The sequence below is a fragment of the Kitasatospora sp. NPDC001603 genome, assembly GCF_040298365.1.
Taxonomy (GTDB): domain Bacteria; phylum Actinomycetota; class Actinomycetes; order Streptomycetales; family Streptomycetaceae; genus Kitasatospora.
The window spans coordinates 80,514-93,505 of record NZ_JBEPAA010000009.1 but is presented as its reverse complement, the minus strand read 5'-3'; the positions used below and the strand labels follow the sequence as shown (position 1 = coordinate 93,505).

Here is a 12,992-nt window from a genome sequence, read left to right as displayed (position 1 = left end):
CAACCATGACCACCTTCGTGGACCGCGTCGAGCTGTACGTCGCCGCGGGTAACGGGGGCCACGGCTGCGCCTCCGTTCACCGGGAGAAGTTCAAGCCGCTGGGAGGCCCCGACGGCGGCAACGGCGGTCAGGGCGGCAGCGTCATCCTGACCGTGGACGCGCAGATCACCACCCTGCTGGAGTACCACCACTCGCCCAAGCGCAAGGCGACCAACGGCAAGCCCGGCGCGGGCGGCAACCGGACCGGCGCCGAGGGTCACGACCTCGTCCTGCCGGTGCCGGACGGCACCGTCGTGATGGACCGGCAGGGCAACGTCCTCGCCGACCTGGTCGGCCACGGCACCAGCTTCGTCGTCGCCGCCGGCGGCCGGGGCGGCCTGGGCAACGCGGCGCTGGCCTCGTCCCGCCGCAAGGCGCCCGGCTTCGCGCTGCTCGGCGAGCCGGGTGAGGCCCGTGACATCGTCATGGAGCTCAAGTCCGTCGCCGACGTGGCCCTGGTGGGCTACCCGAGCGCCGGCAAGTCCTCGCTGATCTCGGTGATCTCCGCCGCCAAGCCGAAGATCGCGGACTACCCGTTCACCACCCTGGTCCCCAACCTCGGCGTGGTGACCGCCGGCGACTTCGTCTACACCGTCGCCGACGTCCCCGGCCTGATCCCGGGCGCCAGCCAGGGCCGCGGCCTCGGCCTGGAGTTCCTGCGGCACGTCGAGCGCTGCTCGGCGCTGGTCCACGTGCTGGACTGCGCGACCCTGGAGCCCGGCCGCGACCCGCTGACCGACCTGGAGACCATCGAGGCCGAGCTGGCGCAGTACGGCGGCCTGGAGGACCGGCCGCGACTGGTCGCGCTCAACAAGGTCGACGTCCCGGACGGCCAGGACATCGCCGACCTCACCCGGGCCTCGCTGGAGGAGCGCGGCTACCGCGTGTTCGAGGTGTCCGCCGCCTCCCGCAAGGGCCTGCGCGAGCTGAACTTCGCGATGGCGCAGATCGTCGCCGAGGCCCGCGCCGCCAAGCCGCTGGAGGAGTCCACCCGGATCGTGCTGCGGCCCACCGCCGTGGACGACGCGGGCTTCACCATCACCGAGGAGGACGGCGCCTTCCGCATCCGCGGGATCAAGCCGGAGCGCTGGGTCCGCCAGACGGACTTCTCCAACGACGAGGCCGTCGGCTACCTCGCCGACCGGCTGGCCCGCCTCGGCGTGGAGGACAAGCTCTGGAAGGTCGGCGCCCACGAGGGCGACACCGTCATCATCGGCGCGGAGGACAACGCGGTCGTCTTCGACTGGGAGCCGACCATGGCCGCCGGCGCCGAGATGCTCGGGCGCCGCGGTGAGGACCACCGCCTGGAGAGCCCGCGTCCGGCGGTCGACCGCCGCCGCGACAAGCTGAAGAACCGGGACGCGGCCGAGTCCGAGTTCCTCGCCTTCGAGGCGCTCTCCAGTGGCCGCCAGGCCGCCGTCGAGGGCGACGACGACGAGGAGTAGGACCGGCCGGTCCGACCCGTGTAGTGCCGCGGCCCCGCTCCCTCCCGGAGGCGGGGCCGCGGTGCGTCGGGGGCCTTGCTGAAACGTCACTTCGCTTGGCGGGAGCCGGACTTGGCGGGACCGCCGCCGCCCGGGTGACGGGACGGGGCCCGCCGGGCGGGTGCGGTCCGCCCGGCGTCCCGCGACCGGTCCGGGCCGGCCGGTGACCGGGGAGGGGCGCGGTCCAGCCGGTGAAATGCCCTGCGGACGGGCTGCGCCGATCGCGTAGATTGCGGGGGTGACGGCCGGGCCCGGGCCCGCCGTACCCGCACCACACCGGAAGGGCGTACAGCGAGATGAGCGAGGACTCACTGCGGCAGGAGGTCCTGACCGCACGACGGATCGTCGTCAAGGTCGGTTCCTCCTCCCTCACCACGGCGGCCGGCGGCCTGGACGCCGACCGGGTCGACGCCCTGGTGGACGCGCTCGCCAAGGTCCGCGGCGGCCCGGACGCCCCCGAGGTGGTCCTGGTCTCCTCCGGTGCCATCGCGGCCGGCCTGGCCCCGCTGGGCCTGGACCGCCGGCCCAAGGACCTCGCCCGCCAGCAGGCCGCCGCGAGCGTCGGCCAGGGCCTGCTGGTCGCCCGCTACACCGCCTCCTTCGCCCGGTACGGCATCCGGGTCGGCCAGGTACTGCTGACCGCCGAGGACGCCAGCCGGCGCGCCCACTACCGCAACGCCTACCGGACGCTGGACCAGTTGCTGGCGATGGGCGCGATGCCGATCGTCAACGAGAACGACACCGTCGCCACCGCCGAAATCAAGTTCGGTGACAACGACCGGCTGGCCGCGCTGGTCGCCCACCTGGTCCGGGCCGACCTGCTGGTGCTGCTCTCCGACGTGGACGGGCTCTACGACGGCGACCCGAGCCGCCCCGGCACCAGCCGGATCGCCCAGGTGGCCGGGCCGCACGACCTGGACGGCGTCTCGATCGGCAGCGCGGGCAAGGCCGGGGTCGGTACCGGCGGCATGGTCACCAAGGTGGAGGCGGCCCGGATCGCCACCGGCGCGGGCATCCCCGTGGTGCTCACCGCCGCCAGCCGGGCCGCCGACGCGCTGGCCGGCCGGCCCACCGGCACGCTCTTCCTGCGCACCGGCAGCCGCTCCTCCGACCGGCTGCTCTGGCTGGCGCACGCGAGCAGCCCGCGCGGCGCCCTCCACCTGGACGAGGGGGCCGTCGCGGCGGTCGTCTCGGGGGGCGCCTCGCTGCTGCCCGCCGGGGTCACCAAGGTCGACGGGGAGTTCGCCGCGGGTGATCCGGTGGACCTTCTTGGCGAAAACGGCCACATCGTGGCGCGCGGACTGGTCAACTTTGATGCGAGGGAGTTGCCCCGGCTGCTCGGCCGGTCCACCCGAGACCTGGCCCAGGAGTTCGGTGCCGCGTACGAGCGCGAGGTCGTCCACCGCGACGACCTGGTCGTCCTGCGGGGCTGACCGGTCCGCGGGAGCGGCGGCGGTGCGGGCCTTGCCGCGGGCGAGGGGGCGCAGCCGTACGCGCCGGACCGGGGCCGGCGGGTACGACGACACGAGATCGCCGAACAGGAGGCCGCCGGTGGAACGCAGGCGCGAGGCAGCGCTGACCGGAGGAACGGCGGGCCGGCGGCTGACCAGCATCGACGGCGGGCGCGGGGCCGACACCCCGGCCGGGCCGGCCGGTCCGCCGCCGCAGGAGCCCGGCGCGCTACGCGGGGTCCGGCCGGACCGCCGGGACGAGGGGGAGCCGCCCACGGTGCCCGAACAGGCCCGGCTCTGGCACGTGGTGCTGAGCGTGGCGGGGCAGGCCACCCCGCTGTCCGCGTTGCGGGCGGGGCTGGAGCGGCTGGCGCACGACCACTCGTTCTTCCTGACCGCCCGCTACGCGGCCGACCACGCGGAGATCCGCTACTGGGAGCAGGCCCGGGACCTGCACGACGCGGCGGCGATCGCGCTGCGGCTCTGGGGCGAGCACAAGGTGACCGCGAACCTGCCGCCGTGGGAGATCGTCGGGCTGGAGGTGGTCGACCGGGCGACGTACCACAAGCGCGTCGCCGAGGGCTTCGGCGGCCCGCCGCCCCATCCGGGCGGGGTGCACCCGTACTGACGCACGTGCCGCGCCCGGGACACGGCACGTGCGGGCCTTGCTGGGCGCCCATGTCTCACCGGGCGAAATGCCCGGTGGGCGGGGGCGGCCCACTCGCTACCCTTGGCGCATGACCAGCGACCTCGCCACCGCCGACAGCCCCGTCCTCGCCGTAGCGCGCCGAGCCCGGGAGGCCGCCGCCGTGCTCGCCCCGCTCCCGCGCCGGGCGAAGGACGCCGCGCTGTCGGCGATCGCGGACGCCCTGGTGGCCCGGAGCGCCGAGATCACCGCCGCCAACGCCGAGGACGTCGCCCGGGCCCGTGAGGCGGGTACCGCCGAGTCGGTGATCGACCGCCTGACCCTCACCGACGAGCGGATCGCCGCGATCGCCTCGGACGTCCGCGACGTGGCCGGCCTGCCCGACCCGGTCGGCGAGGTGGTGCGCGGCTACACCCTGCCCAACGGCCTGGACGTGCGGCAGGTCCGCGTCCCGCTCGGCGTGGTCGGCATCATCTACGAGGCCCGTCCGAACGTCACCGTGGACGCCGCCGCGCTCTGCCTGAAGTCCGGCAACGCGGTGCTGCTGCGCGGTTCGGCCTCGGCCTACCGCTCCAACACCGCGCTGATCGCGGTGCTGCGCGACGCCGTCGTCTCGGCGGGCCTGCCCGCCGACGTGATCCAGCTCGTCCCGGGCGAGAGCCGGGACTCCGTCCAGGAGCTGATGCGCGCCCGGGGCCTGGTGGACGTGCTGATCCCGCGCGGCGGGGCCTCGCTGATCCGTACCGTGGTCGAGGGCTCGACCGTGCCGGTGATCGAGACGGGGACGGGCAACTGCCACGTCTACGTGGACGCCGAGACGGACCTGGCGATGGCCGTCGGCATCCTGCTGAACTCGAAGGCGCAGCGGGTCAGCGTCTGCAACTCGGCCGAGACCCTGCTCGTCCACCAGGACGTCGCGGGGGCCTTCCTGCCGCTCGCGCTGGCGGCCCTGGCCCAGGCCGGGGTGACGGTGCACGGCGACGACGCGGTCCTCAAGGCCGCCGAGGGCTCGGCGGCGACCGTGGTGCCGGCCACCGAGGCGGACTGGGAGACCGAGTACCTCTCCTACGACCTGGCGGCGGCCGTGGTGCCCTCGCTGGAGGCCGCCGTCGCGCACATCCGCCGCTGGTCCTCCGGCCACACCGAGGCGATCGTGACCACCTCGCAGGCCGCGGCCCGCCGTTTCACCCAGTTGGTCGACGCGACGACGGTGGCCGTCAACGCCTCGACGCGGTTCACCGACGGCGGTGAGTTCGGGTTCGGCGCCGAGATCGGCATCTCGACCCAGAAGCTGCACGCCCGCGGCCCGATGGGCCTGCCGGAGCTGACCAGCACCAAGTACATCGTCACTGGTGACGGGCATGTCCGGGGCGAGGCGACGCAGACCGTGGGCGGGGCGGCCGACGCCGGCTGAGCCGGCCGGGAGCCCCCGGCGGGCGGTCCGCGTCACACGGGTGACGGACCAAGTGCGAGGAGCCACAGACAAAACGCCCGACCGGTAATACGCTGAATCCGTGGCTGACGATGTGGGGGGCTTGCCGTACCCCGACGGCGCCGACCACGGTGGTGCGGACGACGAGTTCGCCACCGTGGTCTTCGATGAGGCCTTCGTCCGGTCCGCCGCCGTGCACGAGCCGACAGCCAAGGAGCGGCAGCTCGCCGCCGCCGAGGCCCGGTTCGAGCCGGACGCGGTGGTACCGGGCTGGGGCTATGACGTTCCCGTGGGGGACGGGGTGCCGCTGGAGCTGCGCCCCTACCCGAGCGGACTGGACGACGACCGCCTCTACCCCGATCCGTGGTCGGGCCCCGGCCGGGTGGTCGGGCGCCGGGCCGGGCGCTGGGGGCGGGACAGTGTCTACGACCCGGTCCGGTCGCGGCGCGGGCGCTATGTCGCCCAGCAGCGCTGGCACCGGCCGGTGGCCTGGGTGCTCGCCGTGATCATGGGCGTGAGCCTGGTCGCGGTGGCGGTCGCGGCGGTCTACCAGGGTGTGGGCGGCTCCGGTGGCGGTACGCCCCGGCGGCCCGACTCGGGGAGCAGCAGCGCGGGTGTCGATCCGGCGCCCACGCCGGCCGAACCGTCGCTCGTGGTCACCGCGCCGGCGGGCTGAGGCACTGGTCCGCGGGCGCTGCGCCGGAGTGCGCCGGAGTGCGTTCGCGCGCCGGGCCTCCGGTCACGGAGCGCTCCCGGGAATCTGGGTGAACACCCTCGTGGCGGGGCGCGGATGCGGCTTACCCTGGTGTCATGGGTGACCCGCGAGAGCCTCCGGAGGGTGCGCCCGACGGTGGTTCCGGAAGCGATGACGAGTACCGGTCCGTCGTCTTCGACGAATCCTTCGTCCGTGCTGCCCGGATCCAGGAGCTCTCCGCCCGGGAGCGGCTGGCGGGCTCGTTCGGCCGGGCCACCCGCCCGCGGGTGCGGCTCGGTCCGCTGGGCACCGTGCCGCGGCAGGCGCTCGCGCTGCTGCTGTTGATCCTGCTGGCCTTCGCGGCCGCCGTGTACTTCGGCATCAGCACGCCGAACCGGCAGAGCTCCCGCCCCGAGGGCAGCCAACTGACCGTCAGCCTGGTGGCGTTGAGCCCGGCGTCGGCCGTGCGGCCGGTCGCCGACCCGGCCGCCCCGTTCGCCGCGCTGCCGCCCGGCTACGGGGACGGTGCCATCGGCCTGGGGACGCCCGCCGGGGCGGCCACCGCGCACTTCAGCAAGATCGAGGTCACCAAGGCGCTCGACACCGTCCAGCGCTATCTGGTGGCCTCCTCGCTGGCGCCGACGACCCTGATCCAGGGGTCGACCGCCGATGTGCGGGCCTTCGTGACGCCCGGCGAGCAGGCCCAGTTCGACGCCAGTGCGGCGCACCCCGTCGACGACCGCCACCACGCGCTGACCGGGTGGATGGTCCGGTTCGACCCGGCGCAGGTCGCGCTGGCCGCCGACAGCGTGAAGGTGGCCGGGGCGATGCGGATCGACGAGGCGGACAGCACCACCCTGCAGATCACCACCGACCACACCTTCGTCTACGCGCTCAAGCCCGCCGGGGCCCCGAGCGGCGCACCGGTGACGCTGGAGACCGTCCGGCGGCAGCTGACCTTCCAGTTCGACCGGATCGACCTGGCCTCCGCCCAGCTGCGGCTGGTGGACTCGGTGCTCCAGGCCGGGCCGGCGCCGTGCGCCGGTTCGCTGGCCGGGTACGTCCGGCCGCTGCTGGCGGGGGCGGACGGCGCCGTGACCGGTGCGCAGCCGACGGAGGGTGCGCAGCCGACGGAGGGTGCGCAGCCGACGGAGGGCGTGCAGCCGATCGATCCGGGCAACCACGCCCGTCCGGCCTGGCAGGTCTGCGGGGTCCTGGCGGGCAGCTGACGTCCGGCGGCGGGCCCCGTCGCGGGCGGCCGCTCGGGCACACCGGGGCCGCCGCCGGGGCAACAGCGGGTGCCGGGGCCGGGGCCGGGGACGCCGACGGCCCCCGGCGGGAGGCCGGGAGCCGTCGGGAGCCGTCGCGCGATCAGTCCTCGTCGCGCGGCGTCGAGGAGCCGTTGGCGCGGGTGGCGCCGGTGAAGGTGTCGCGGAGCTTGCCGCCGACGGTGGCGGCGCCGCCGGCGACGTCGCGGATCAGGCCCATCAGCGGGTCCTTGCTCTCCTTCACCGAGGTCGTGTAGTGGTCGGCCGCGGCCTTCCACTGCTCGCCGACCGAGGTGTCGCCGTCGTCGGAGCGGCGCGGGTAGGCACCGGCCAGGATCGAGCGGTACTCCTCGCTCTCCGCCCACTTCTTCAGCTTGGCGACCCGCACCACCGCGAACGGGTGGCTCTGCGGCAGCACCTGCAGCAGCTTGAGCACGCCGTCGCGCAGGTCCCCGGCCTTGTCGTACTCCTCGGCCTGCTCCAGGAAGGCGTCGACGTTCATCTCGGCCAGGTTGTGGCCGCCGGCCAGCTTCATCAGGGCCCGCATGGAGGCCTGGAGGTCCTGTCCGGCGAGCAGGCCGGCCCGGTCGCTGGAGAGCTCGGCCTTGCGGAACCACTCCTTGAGGGCCGTCACGATCGCCATGATCGCGAGGTTGCCGAGCGGCACCCAGGCGATCCGGGCGGCGATGTTGGTGAGGATCAGCAGCATCGTCCGGTAGACCGCGTGGCCGGACATCGCGTGGCCGACCTCGTGGCCGATGACGGAGCGCAGCTCCTCCTCGTCCAGGAGCTCGACCAGGCCGCTGGTCACCACGATGATCGGGGTGTCGATGCCGATGCAGTAGGCGTTGACCGTCGGGTCCTGGGAGACGTAGAGGTCCGGGACCTTCTCCAGGTCCAGCACGTACGCGGCGTCGCGCACCATCCCGTGCAGCTCGGGGAACTGCCGCTCGGACGTCTTCACCGCGGTGGCCAGGAACATCAGCCGGATCGAGCGCTCGGAGACCAGCCCGGCGAGCTTCTTGAGGATGTCGTCGAAGCCGGTCAGCTTGCGCAGCGCGACGAGCGCGGAGCGGTCCGCCGGGTGCTCCCAGGCGCGGGTGGAGATCTCCGGGAAGCGCTGGCGGCGCCGGCTCGGGGTCTTCGAGGTCGTATCGGTCATGGTGTGAGTACCCTCCTGGTCGACGGCGGCCCCGGCAGCTGGCCGGCCCCCGCTGGTCTTCGCCTGCAACGACTGTCTGTGCAACGTCCGTGGTTGCGTACTCGTCCCCGGGCTCACCCTACGCGGCGCGAACGGCGCCGCAGGGGGCGGTGGCCGTCGCGGGTGTGAGGCCGGTTTACCCTGAATGCCCTGGAGAGCCGAGACCAGACCTGGCCGCGGTACCGAGCAGTCCGAGGAGCCCGCAGATGTCCACCTCCGCCCTTGTCAGCCTGGCCGGCCCGATCTCCACGGAGAACGGCCCGGGGCTCTTCCTGCGGATCATCGTGGTGGCCTCCTTCGTCGGCGTCGGCCTGCTGGCGTGGGTCCTGCTGCGGGCCGGCCGCAACAACTGAGCACCCTCCCGCCGGGCCCCGCCGGGCGCCCGGCTCACGCCGGATCAGACGCGGTGGGCCGCCGAGCGGTTGCCGTGTCGGCACCCGTACGATGACAGGTGGGCCCTCACCGGCCCGCACACCCCTGGTCCGTCATCCGAGCCGAGAAGGTCCGCCGACCATGAGCACTGCCGCCGCACTCCCCGTCCTGAACCTGCTCGCCTCCGAGGGCGAGGGGGGCAATCATGACAGCCTCAACCCGTACCTGACGGGTGGCGCCGCGCTGTTCATCCTGCTGCTGCTGCTCTACGTCACCACGCGCTTCAACCGGGACCGCTGAGCGGGGCACCGAGCCCCCGCCGGGGCGGCCCGGGGAGCGTCCGGCGGGAGCGCCGGCCGCTCCCTCACGCGTCCTCCCGGCGGCCGCCACCCGGTCGTTCCCGCCCCGTCACGGGCGTCGCGTAAGGTGTGGCGCCATGGGAGAGCAGGCCGGGAATCCCGGCGGACCGGAACCGGTGAAGAAGCGGCTCGGTGTGATGGGCGGCACCTTCGACCCGATCCACCACGGGCACCTGGTCGCCGCCAGCGAGGTGGCGAGCGCGTTCCACCTCGATGAGGTGATCTTCGTGCCGACCGGACAGCCGTGGCAGAAGACCGACCGCCTGGTGACGCCGGCCGAGGACCGCTACCTGATGACGGTCATCGCCACGGCGGAGAACCCGCAGTTCTCGGTCAGCCGGATCGACATCGACCGCGAGGGCCCGACCTACACCGTCGACACCCTGCGCGACCTGCGCGCGCTCCACCCGGACGCCGACCTCTTCTTCATCACCGGCGCCGACGCGCTCGCGCAGATCCTCTCCTGGCGGGACTCCGAGGAGCTCTTCTCGCTCGCCCACTTCATCGGCTGCACCCGGCCGGGGCACACTCTGTCGGACGCCGGACTTCCGGTGGGCGGGGTCTCCCTGGTGGAGGTCCCGGCGCTGGCCATCTCCTCCACGGACTGCCGCAACCGGGTCGCCAAGGGCGAACCGGTCTGGTACCTCGTCCCGGACGGCGTGGTCCGCTACATCGACAAGCGGGCGCTCTACGCGCCGCACCGGACCTGATCCCCGGAGGGGCCGACGGATGACCGATCGCAGGGGACAGCAGGACGACTGGTCCACCGGGCAGTACCAGCAGCAGTACCCGCCCCAGCAACAGGGCGGCTACGAGCAGCAGTACGACCAGTACGGGCAGCCGGTCCCGCCGGCGCAGCCCTACGGGCAGGACCAGTACACCGCCTACCAGGGGCAGGGCCAGGACCAGTACCAGCAGGCGTACCAGCCGTACGAGCAGCAGCAGCCGCAGCAGGGCGGCGGGTACGACCAGCAGCAGTACGACCAGTACGAGCAGTACGACCCGTACGGGCAGCCGCAGCAGGGCGGCGGCCAGGCGTACCAGCAGCCCGGGGTCTACCAGGGGCAGTACCAGCAGGGGTACCAGCCGTACGAGCAGCAGCAGCCGCAGCAGGGTGGCGGGTACGACCAGCAGGGCGGCTACGAGCAGCAGTACGCGACCGCGCCGCAGCCGGTCGTCACCGAGCCGGTGGCCGAGCAGCCCGCCCCGGCGCCGCCGCGACCCCGGACGCCCCGGCCGGGCCCCGCCGAGGCGGCGCCGGCCCGGCCCGCGGCGCCGTCCGAGCAGGTCGGCGGAAGCCGCGCGGCCAAGGCCGCCGGCGGCGCCGGCAAGACGCCCACGGGCGACTACCCCACCGGTGAGTTCACCTTCGTCGACGAGGAGGCGGAGGAGACCGAGGACGTCATCGACTGGCTGAAGTTCGCCGAGTCGCGCAGCGAGGTGCGCGCCGAGCGCCGCCGCAAGCTCCGCAACCGGCTGGTCGGCGTCGGCGTGGTGCTGGCCCTCGCCGCGGCCGGCACCGGCGGCTACCTCTGGTTCACCGGCGACAAGCAGAGCGCGGCGACCGCCGCCGGCCCGCGCCAGGTCAACGTGGTCCACCTGCGGGACCTCCAGGGCAAGGTCTCCAGCGCGCTGCTGGTCAACGACGCCTCGGGGCACAAGGGCACCGTGCTGCTGCTCCCGGACACGCTGCGCCTGCCCGGCCCGGGCGACCCGCCGGTCACCACGGTCGGCCAGGCGATGGACAGCGTCGGTCCGTCCGCCACCCGGGACGCCCTGGCCACCGTGCTGGGCGCCCCGGTGGCCGGCACCTGGCGGCTCGACACGCCGTACCTGGAACTGCTGGTCGCCCAGCTCGGCGGGGTCCGGGTGGACACCAACGCCGAGACCCACGAGGGCGGCAAGCCGGACGGCAAGCTGCTCGCCGCCGCGGGCAAGAACACCCTGCTGAGCGGGAAGGCCGCGGTCGCCTACGCCACCCTGCAGGCGGCCGGCGAGGGCCGCGACGCCCAACTGGCCCGGTTCGGGCAGGTGATGGACGCGGTGGTGCGGACCATGCCGACCGAGTTCAAGGACGCCAAGGACGACGTGCACCGGATGAACGCGGTGCTCGACCCGTCGCTGCCCGAGGACGCCCTGGCCGGCGTGCTGGTCCAGCTCGCCCAGCAGGCGAAGGACGGCCACCTCGGGACCACGGTGCTGACCGTGAAGCCGGACGGCTCGCTGGACGAGGCCGCCGCCGGCCAGCAGGTCAAGGACGTGCTGGGCGGCACGGTGAAGTCCGCCACCTCGGCCGACACCCCGGCCCGGGTCTCGATCCAGGACGCCACCGGCAACGACCAGGCGGCCGCCGCCGCGCAGGTCCAGGTGGTGAACGCGGGCCTCACCCTCATCCCCGGCGGGACGAGGACCGCGGCGCAGGCCGCCAGTGAGATCCGCTACACCGACGACGCCCGGCAGGCCGCGGCGAAGTCCCTGGCGCTGAGCCTCAACCTGCCGGAGACGGCGGCGAAGAAGGTCACCGACGCGCAGAACGCCGACCTGGTGGTCGTCCTCGGCAAGGACTACCAGCCGCCGAAGACCCCGTAGGGCGGCGGCGGCCCCGCGTCCTCCACGCAGGGTCGCGGGGGCTCGGGGCGGGGCCGCGGCGGGCGCGGGCCGGTAAACGGTTCCTGGGCCACCTGGGCGGCGTGAGATCCTGGAAGGCGATGCCCGGCCGCGTGCCGGGCATCGCCCCCAAGCCGCCGAGCCGGAAGAACATCGTGACCGCCACCGAGCACAGCCAGGAAATCATCAACGTCGCCGCCCAGGCGGCGGCCGACAAACTGGCGCACAACATCATCGCGTTCGACGTCAGCGACGTGCTGTCGATCACCGACGCGTTCCTGATCGCCTCCGCGAACAACGACCGCCAGGTCAAGTCCATCGCCGAGGAGATCGAGGACAAGCTGCGCGAGCAGCTGGACATCAAGCCGGTGCGCCGGGAGGGCGAGCGCGACGGCCGCTGGATCCTGCTCGACTACCTGGACATCGTGGTGCACGTCCAGCACTCCGAGGAGCGCTCCTTCTACTCCCTGGACCGGCTCTGGAAGGACTGCCCCGAGCTGCCGCTGCCGGCCGACGCGCTGGCCTCGCGCAACCGCCCCGACGCGCACACCGACGAGGCCGGCAACGCCCTCGCCCCGGCCGAGGCCGCCCCGGCCGACAACTTCGGCGCCGAGGACTACAGCTGAGCCGGGAGGCGCGGGGCCCGCGCATCGTCTTCTGGCGGCACGGCCAGACCTCCTGGAACCTCGAATCGCGGTTCCAGGGCACCACGGACATCGAGCTGACCGGCCAGGGCGTCCTGCAGGCCCAGCGGGCGGCCCGGCTGCTCTCCGGCCTGCGCCCCGACCTGCTGATCTCCTCGGACCTCCAGCGCGCCCGGCGGACCGCCGACGAGCTGGCCGTGATCACCGGCCTGGACGTGCAGCACCACGAGGGGCTGCGCGAGACCTACGCCGGCTCCTGGCAGGGGCTGACCAACGCGGAGATCCGGGCCCGGTTCCCGGAGGAGTACGAGGCCTGGGCGCAGGGCGAGCCCGTGCGGCGCGGCGGCGGAGAACTCTCCACCGAGGTCGCCGACCGTTCGGTGCCGGTGGTGCTGGACGCGGTCGGCAAGCTGCCGGAGGACGGCACGCTGGTGGTCGTCAGCCACGGCGGCACCATCCGCACCATGCTCGGGCGGCTGCTCGGCCTGGAGCCGGAGCTCTGGGAGTGCTTCGGCGGCCTGTCCAACTGCTGCTGGTCCGTGCTGGGCCGCGGCGCACGCGGCTGGCGCCTGCTGGAGCACAACGCGGGCACCCTCCCGCAGCCGGTGATCGGCGACGACACCTGACCGGCGACGGCACCTGACCGGTGGCGACGGCCGATCGGCGACGGTCGAGCCGCGCCCCCGCCGTTCGCCGGCACCGCGCGGGGACGGATTTCGCAGTTCCGGGCCTGACCGGTTAGAGTCTTCCTCGTTCGCACGGAAGAAACGCGGCCCGGAAGGGAAGCGGGAAATC

Annotated in this window: 13 protein-coding genes; 12 read left to right on the top strand and 1 reads right to left on the bottom strand. The window is 74.0% G+C overall.

Features of this window, described 5'->3' with window-relative positions; genetic code table 11:
- Positions 1-5 precede the first annotated feature (5 nt).
- From obgE to ABT263_RS08960, 6 genes are all read left to right on the top strand, one after another.
- A complete protein-coding gene (gene obgE / locus ABT263_RS08985) occupies positions 6-1,484 on the top strand; it encodes a GTPase ObgE (protein WP_329487621.1) in 1,479 nt (492 codons plus the stop codon).
- Positions 1,485-1,819: 335 nt separating this feature from the next.
- On the top strand, positions 1,820-2,956 hold the full coding sequence (gene proB, locus ABT263_RS08980; RefSeq protein WP_352289155.1) for a glutamate 5-kinase: 1,137 nt from the start codon (positions 1,820-1,822) through the stop codon (positions 2,954-2,956).
- A 118-nt stretch (positions 2,957-3,074) separates the two neighbouring features.
- Positions 3,075-3,602, top strand: coding sequence for a DUF8830 family protein (locus tag ABT263_RS08975; RefSeq protein ID WP_352289152.1), 528 nt, complete (start codon positions 3,075-3,077; stop codon positions 3,600-3,602).
- A 109-nt stretch (positions 3,603-3,711) separates the two neighbouring features.
- On the top strand, positions 3,712-5,034 hold the full coding sequence (locus ABT263_RS08970; protein WP_352289149.1) for a glutamate-5-semialdehyde dehydrogenase: 1,323 nt from the start codon (positions 3,712-3,714) through the stop codon (positions 5,032-5,034).
- 100 nt (positions 5,035-5,134) lie between these two features.
- Positions 5,135-5,728 (top strand): SCO2584 family spore wall biosynthesis protein, encoded by a 594-nt coding sequence (locus ABT263_RS08965; RefSeq protein ID WP_329487617.1) that lies wholly within the window; start codon positions 5,135-5,137, stop codon positions 5,726-5,728.
- A gap of 134 nt (positions 5,729-5,862) precedes the next feature.
- Positions 5,863-6,975, top strand: coding sequence for an SCO2583 family membrane protein (locus ABT263_RS08960; RefSeq protein WP_352289146.1), 1,113 nt, complete (start codon positions 5,863-5,865; stop codon positions 6,973-6,975).
- Positions 6,976-7,117: 142 nt separating this feature from the next.
- Here the strand turns inward: ABT263_RS08960 and ABT263_RS08955 are convergent, their stop codons facing one another.
- Positions 7,118-8,176: a M48 family metallopeptidase gene (locus tag ABT263_RS08955; RefSeq protein ID WP_329487615.1), complete on the bottom strand. Its 1,059-nt coding sequence runs from the start codon at positions 8,174-8,176 to the stop codon at positions 7,118-7,120.
- Between the two features lie 245 nt (positions 8,177-8,421).
- Between ABT263_RS08955 and ABT263_RS08950 the strand changes: the two genes are divergently transcribed.
- From ABT263_RS08950 to ABT263_RS08925, 6 genes are all read left to right on the top strand, one after another.
- Entirely contained in the window at positions 8,422-8,568 is a 147-nt protein-coding gene (locus ABT263_RS08950; RefSeq protein ID WP_329487614.1) for a hypothetical protein, read from the top strand.
- A gap of 160 nt (positions 8,569-8,728) precedes the next feature.
- Positions 8,729-8,887 (top strand): hypothetical protein, encoded by a 159-nt coding sequence (locus ABT263_RS08945; RefSeq protein ID WP_329487613.1) that lies wholly within the window; start codon positions 8,729-8,731, stop codon positions 8,885-8,887.
- A 136-nt stretch (positions 8,888-9,023) separates the two neighbouring features.
- Positions 9,024-9,656, top strand: a complete 633-nt coding sequence (gene nadD / locus ABT263_RS08940; protein WP_329487612.1) for a nicotinate-nucleotide adenylyltransferase — start codon at positions 9,024-9,026, stop codon at positions 9,654-9,656.
- Positions 9,657-9,675: 19 nt separating this feature from the next.
- Entirely contained in the window at positions 9,676-11,535 is a 1,860-nt protein-coding gene (locus tag ABT263_RS08935) for an LCP family protein (RefSeq protein WP_352289143.1), read from the top strand.
- Positions 11,536-11,708: 173 nt separating this feature from the next.
- Positions 11,709-12,179 carry a ribosome silencing factor gene (gene rsfS / locus ABT263_RS08930; RefSeq protein WP_329492097.1) on the top strand — a complete coding sequence of 157 codons (471 nt, stop codon included), beginning with the start codon at positions 11,709-11,711 and terminating at the stop codon, positions 12,177-12,179.
- Positions 12,176-12,823, top strand: a complete 648-nt coding sequence (locus ABT263_RS08925) for a histidine phosphatase family protein (protein WP_329492096.1) — start codon at positions 12,176-12,178, stop codon at positions 12,821-12,823. The genes rsfS and ABT263_RS08925 overlap by 4 nt, the downstream gene beginning before the upstream one ends.
- The last annotated feature ends 169 nt before the right edge of the window (positions 12,824-12,992 follow it).

What these genes read in the sequence shown, in the direction of transcription:
- ABT263_RS08945 (WP_329487613.1), top strand. Translation starts at nt 8,729, where the DNA reads ATGAGCACTGCCGCCGCACTCCCCGTCCTGAACCTGCTCGCCTCCGAG.
- ABT263_RS08950 (WP_329487614.1), top strand. Translation starts at nt 8,422, where the DNA reads ATGTCCACCTCCGCCCTTGTCAGCCTGGCCGGCCCGATCTCCACGGAG.
- obgE (WP_329487621.1), top strand. Translation starts at nt 6, where the DNA reads ATGACCACCTTCGTGGACCGCGTCGAGCTGTACGTCGCCGCGGGTAAC.
- ABT263_RS08955 (WP_329487615.1), bottom strand. Translation starts at nt 8,176, where the DNA reads ATGACCGATACGACCTCGAAGACCCCGAGCCGGCGCCGCCAGCGCTTC.
- nadD (WP_329487612.1), top strand. Translation starts at nt 9,024, where the DNA reads ATGGGAGAGCAGGCCGGGAATCCCGGCGGACCGGAACCGGTGAAGAAG.
- ABT263_RS08970 (WP_352289149.1), top strand. Translation starts at nt 3,712, where the DNA reads ATGACCAGCGACCTCGCCACCGCCGACAGCCCCGTCCTCGCCGTAGCG.
- ABT263_RS08935 (WP_352289143.1), top strand. Translation starts at nt 9,676, where the DNA reads ATGACCGATCGCAGGGGACAGCAGGACGACTGGTCCACCGGGCAGTAC.
- ABT263_RS08960 (WP_352289146.1), top strand. Translation starts at nt 5,863, where the DNA reads ATGGGTGACCCGCGAGAGCCTCCGGAGGGTGCGCCCGACGGTGGTTCC.
- proB (WP_352289155.1), top strand. Translation starts at nt 1,820, where the DNA reads ATGAGCGAGGACTCACTGCGGCAGGAGGTCCTGACCGCACGACGGATC.